Origin of the sequence: Brevundimonas sp., from assembly GCF_031082345.1 — a bacterium.
Classification (GTDB): domain Bacteria; phylum Pseudomonadota; class Alphaproteobacteria; order Caulobacterales; family Caulobacteraceae; genus Brevundimonas.
The window spans coordinates 1-4831 of the sequence record NZ_JAVHLH010000209.1 but is presented as its reverse complement, the minus strand read 5'-3'; the positions used below and the strand labels follow the sequence as shown (position 1 = coordinate 4831).

The window sequence follows — 4831 nt, the reverse complement described above, 5'->3', positions numbered from 1 at the left end:
CACCGGCGGCGACGCCCGCGACCCAGCCCGGTCCGGACGGCCTGACCGCGGACGGCGTCTACTTGGAGGCTGACACGGCGGCGCGCGACGGCGACGTGATCTCCGCCACCGGCGAAACGGAGCGCGTCCTGGCCCGCTTCCGCAACACGACGCTGCGCGCCGGACGCCTGACCTACAACCTCAACCTCGGCGTGGCGACGGCCGATGACCGTGTCGAGTTCGTCGATCCAGAGGGCAATGTCGTTTTCGCCAGCCACCTGGAGCTCGATTCCGACCTGAGGGCGGGCGTCGCTGTCGATTTCGCCACCCGTTTCCGCAACGGGGCCAGCCTGATGGCGGCCACGGCCGTGCGGCGCAGCGAAAACGTCAACGAGCTGAACTACGCCCTGTTCACGCCCTGCCCCATCTGCGACGCCGAGGGAAACCCCAGGGAACCCAGCATCGCCATCCAGGCGGAGAAGGTGGTCCAGGACGAAGCGCTGCGCGCCGTGCTGTACCGAAACGCGGTGTTCAGGGTCGGCGGCGTTCCGCTCTTCTACCTGCCGTATTTCGCCCACCCCGATCCGACGGTCGAACGGGCGTCGGGTTTCCTCGTCCCCGCCCCCAGCTACGATGAGGGGCGCGGCTTCAGCCTGGAGGTTCCCTACCTGTGGGTCGTGTCGCCGTCGGAAGACTGGCTGCTCAGCCCGCAGATCAACAGCCGCGTCGCGCCGCTGCTGAACCTGCAGTGGCGTCGCCGGTTCGGTGACGGCACGGTCGTACTGCGCGGCGGCTACACCTACGAGCGCAACTTCGGCGACTTCGATCTGGACGACGACGGCGACGCGGAGAGCAACGTCAAATTCGGGGATCGCACCAGCCGGAGCTATTTCCTCGGTCATGGCCGCTTCGATCCGGACGGCCCCTGGCGTTGGGGATTCACGGCGGAACGGACCTCGGACAAGACGCTGTTCGACCGCTATGACGTGCGCGATCCCTATCAGGACAACGGGCTCTACTATGGCGACCAGCGCCGGCTGATCAGCCAGATCTACGCCGAGCACCAGACCGACCGGTCGTATGTCTCGGTCGCCGCCTTCACCCTGCAGAGCCTCCGCGTCACCCGGTTCGATCCGGTCACGCCCGCCCTGAACAAGTTCGAGAGCGACGGCGCCCTGCCGGTCGTCGCCCCACTGGTCGAGGCGCGATGGGAGCCTGACGGCCCGGTCCTGGGGGGACGGCTACGGCTGCGGGGATCCGCGGTGTCGCTCTCCCGCGACGACTATGTCGGCAGCCCGGTGTTGAGGCCCGTCGTCCCGGCGCCGCCGGCCCTCGGCCTGCCCGGCGTGGACAGCCGCCGCGTCTCGGCCCAGGCGGATTGGCGCACGACGATGATCTCGCCGATCGGCGTGCGCTGGGAGCCGTTCGTCGATCTGCGGGCCGATCACTATTCGGTGGCGGATCTGCCGCCGGCCCTGGGCGTGGATGCCGACTCCATCGGCCGCGGGCGCGCCACCGCCGGCGTCGACGTCCGCTATCCCCTGATCCGCCGCTTCGGGACCGCGGATGTGATCATCGAGCCGATGGCGCAGCTGTCGATCTCGACCGATCCCGACCTCGACCCGCGCATTCCCAATGAAGACAGCGCCACGATCGAGCTGGACGAAAGCTCGCTGTTCCGGGTCGACCGTTTCCCGGGTTACGACCTCTACGAAGGCGGTCTGCGCCTCACGACCGGCGCGCGGACCACGGTGCGTTGGGACGACAGTCGCCAGGCCAGCCTGTTCATCGGCCGCAGCTTCCGGTCGGACGAGGAACCCGCCTTCCTCATCCCCGTGCCGGATTCCCCGGCCGACCTCTACGACCCCTCCGGCCTGGCCGCCGATACCTCCGACTGGGTCGTCCAGGGCGACTTCTCGCCGTCGGACCGCATCCGCGGGTGGGGCCACGCGACGATCGATTCCAGCGGCAATGTGCGGCGCGCCGAGATCGCCGTGGACGGCCGGTGGGGCCGCCGGAACCTGGCGACCGTCAGCTACATCCTCGACCGCTCCAACCCCTTGGCCGGACCCAACAACCGCAACTACGAATTCCTGCAGGTTTCAGGACAGCAATTCGTGTACGGAAACTGGGGCGTGGCCTTCGCCGGCATCGCCGACCTCGAGCGAACGCCCCGCCCCGGGCAGGTCGATCCCGGCTATCTGGTCCAGTCCGAAATCGGCCTTCTGTTCGACGATGATTGTTTCCGGTTCGAACTGGGCTGGCGACGGGACAACACCAGCGTAAGGCCCTCCGGCCCCTCGGAAGGCCCTTATGTGCGCCTAACCCTCGCCACTTTCGGCGGTACAGGATATTGACGGGGCGATGGGCGTCGGCCGCCGTGCGAATTCGGTTATGCACTGGTCGCCAGAACCGGGCTCGAACCGACGGCGCCGCTTGAGGAACCAGGACTGACATGCGTTTTCAGCGTTACTTGACGGGCGTGGCGATCGCCGCCCTCCTGGCCGGAACGGCCGTGGCCCAGACCCCGCCGCAGGAACCTGCGGCGGCGGGCACGCTGAACCCTGCGGCCGGACAGGTTCCGCCCGCCGCGCCGCCCGCCACGCCGCAGTTCCAGATGGCGGATGGCGTTCTCGCCACCGTCAACGACAGCGTCATCACCGGATTTGATCTGCGCCAGCGCATGCTGCTGCTGATCGCCATGACCCAGGTCCAGCCGACGCCGGAGAATATTCCGGCCATTCAGCAGGAAGCCCTGAACGCCCTGATCGACGAGCGCCTGCAGATTCAGGAGCTGGCGAACTACGAAACCCTCACGGTCTCCGACGAAGAGGTGGACCAGGAAGTGGCCGCCATGGCCCAGGAAGTCGGGGTGACGGGCGAGGCCTATCTGTCCTTCCTCGAGGCGGGGGGCATTCGCCCGCAGACGCTGCGCAACCAGCTGCGGACCCAGATCGGTTGGCAGCGGCTGGTCGGCGGGCGTTTCCAGACCCGGGCCCGGGTCAGCCAGGGGGCGATCGACGCCGCCATGCGGCAGATGTCCGAGGCCGCGTCCAAGAAGCAGTATCTGATCGGCGAGATCTACATCGAAGCCGCCAGGGTCGGCGGTCAGCAGGCGGCGATCAACGGCGCCACTCAGCTGGTCCAGCAGATGGTGCAGGGCGCGCCCTTCCAGAACGTGGCGCAGCAATTCTCGGCCGCCCCCTCGGCGGCGCGCGGGGGCGACGCCGGCTGGATCGTGGCCGGCACCGTCAATCCCACCCTTCAGGCGGCGATGGATCAGCTTGAAATCGGGCAGCTTTCCCGGCCGATTCCGGTCGAGGGGGGGGTGTATATCATCTACATGCGGGACAAGCGGGACGGGGCGGCGGCGAGCCTGGTGCAGCTGAAGCAGGTGATGATCGAACTGCCGGAGACGGCGAGCGAGGCCGAGGTGGCGGCGGCGACGCAGCGGCTGCAGGCCCTCCAGCCGCAGCTGACCTGCGACACCATGCTGCAACGGGCGACCTCGGAGCAGGGCCTGCTCGGCGCCGATCTCGGCGAGGCCGACGTGCAGAACCTGGCCCCGCAATTCCAGCAGGTGGCGCGCTCGGCCGCGGTCGGCTCGGTCAGCACCCCTATCCGCACGCCGCTGGGCCTGCATCTGGTCGGCGTCTGCGGCCGCCGCGTCGGCGGGGCCGAGGCGCCCGACGAACGCGTGGTCGAAAACCAGCTGTTCCGCCAGAACCTCGCCACCCTCGCCCGCCGCTACATGCGCGACCTGCGCGAGGACGCCCTGATCGAGTTCAAGCAGTGACCCCGGCCCCGCCGCTGGCCCTGACCATGGGCGAGCCGGCGGGCGTGGGACCCGAGATCATCGCCGCCGCCTGGCGGGCCCTGAAGGACGGGGGGCGGCCCTTCGCCGTCGTCGGCGACGCGGCCCTGATGCGCGCCCAGGGCGTGCCCGTGCAGGCGATCACGGCTCCGGCCGACGCCGGCCAGGCGTTCCCCCGCGCCGTGCCGGTGCTCGACTCGCCCCTGCCCGCCCCGGTCACGCCGGGCCGCCCCGAGGCCGCCAACGCCGGAGCGGTGGCCGACTGGATCGAACAGGCGGTCAGCCTGGCCCTCGCCGGCGAGGTCGCGGGCCTGGTCACCGCCCCGATCGCCAAGGCGCCGCTGTACGCCGCCGGCTTCCGCTTCCCCGGCCACACGGAGTTCATCGCCGAACTGACCGCCGACGCACCCTTCCCGGGCGTGCGCGGACCGGTGATGATGCTGACCGCGAAAGACCTGCGCGCCTGTCTGGTGACCATCCATTCGCCTCTGGCCGAGGTGCCGGAACTGGTCACCGCCGAGCGCGTCATGCGCACCGCCCGCGTCGTCCATGAGTCGATGAAGCGCGATTTCGGCATCGCCCGACCCCGGCTGGCGCTGGCGGCGCTGAACCCGCACGCCGGCGAGGGCGGCGCCCTGGGGCTGGAGGAGATCGAGGTGCTGGCCCCCGCGGCCGCGGCGCTACGCAACGAGGGGATCGCGATCACCGACCCCCTGCCCGCCGACACCCTGTTCCACGACGAGGCCCGCGCCGGCTACGACGCCGTGCTGTGCCTGTACCACGACCAGGCCCTGATCCCGGTCAAGACGCTGGACTTCTGGGGCGGGGTCAATGCGACCCTCGGCCTGCCGGTGGTGCGCACCTCGCCCGATCACGGCACCGGCTTCGACATCGCCGGCAAGGGCGTGGCGCGGGCGGACAGCGTGATCGCGGCGATCCGGCTGGCGGGGGAGATGGCCAGGGCGAGGGCGGGCTAGGCCGCCCTTCTGATCCTTCTCCCCTCGGGGGAGAAGGTGGGCCGGAGGCCCGGATGAGGGG

3 protein-coding genes are annotated in these 4831 nt (G+C 70.1%); all 3 read left to right on the top strand.

What is annotated here, in order from left to right:
• Positions 1-2336, top strand: a 2336-nt coding sequence (locus RDU12_RS12270; RefSeq protein WP_374990217.1) for an LPS-assembly protein LptD, incomplete at its 5' end; no start/stop codon positions are given.
• A gap of 98 nt (positions 2337-2434) precedes the next feature.
• Positions 2435-3775: a peptidylprolyl isomerase gene (locus tag RDU12_RS12265; protein WP_308684843.1), complete on the top strand. Its 1341-nt coding sequence runs from the start codon at positions 2435-2437 to the stop codon at positions 3773-3775.
• Entirely contained in the window at positions 3772-4770 is a 999-nt protein-coding gene (pdxA, locus tag RDU12_RS12260; RefSeq protein WP_308684841.1) for a 4-hydroxythreonine-4-phosphate dehydrogenase PdxA, read from the top strand. The genes RDU12_RS12265 and pdxA overlap by 4 nt, the downstream gene beginning before the upstream one ends.
• Positions 4771-4831: the final 61 nt, after the last annotated feature.

What these genes read in the sequence shown, in the direction of transcription:
- RDU12_RS12265 (WP_308684843.1), top strand. Translation starts at nt 2,435, where the DNA reads ATGCGTTTTCAGCGTTACTTGACGGGCGTGGCGATCGCCGCCCTCCTG.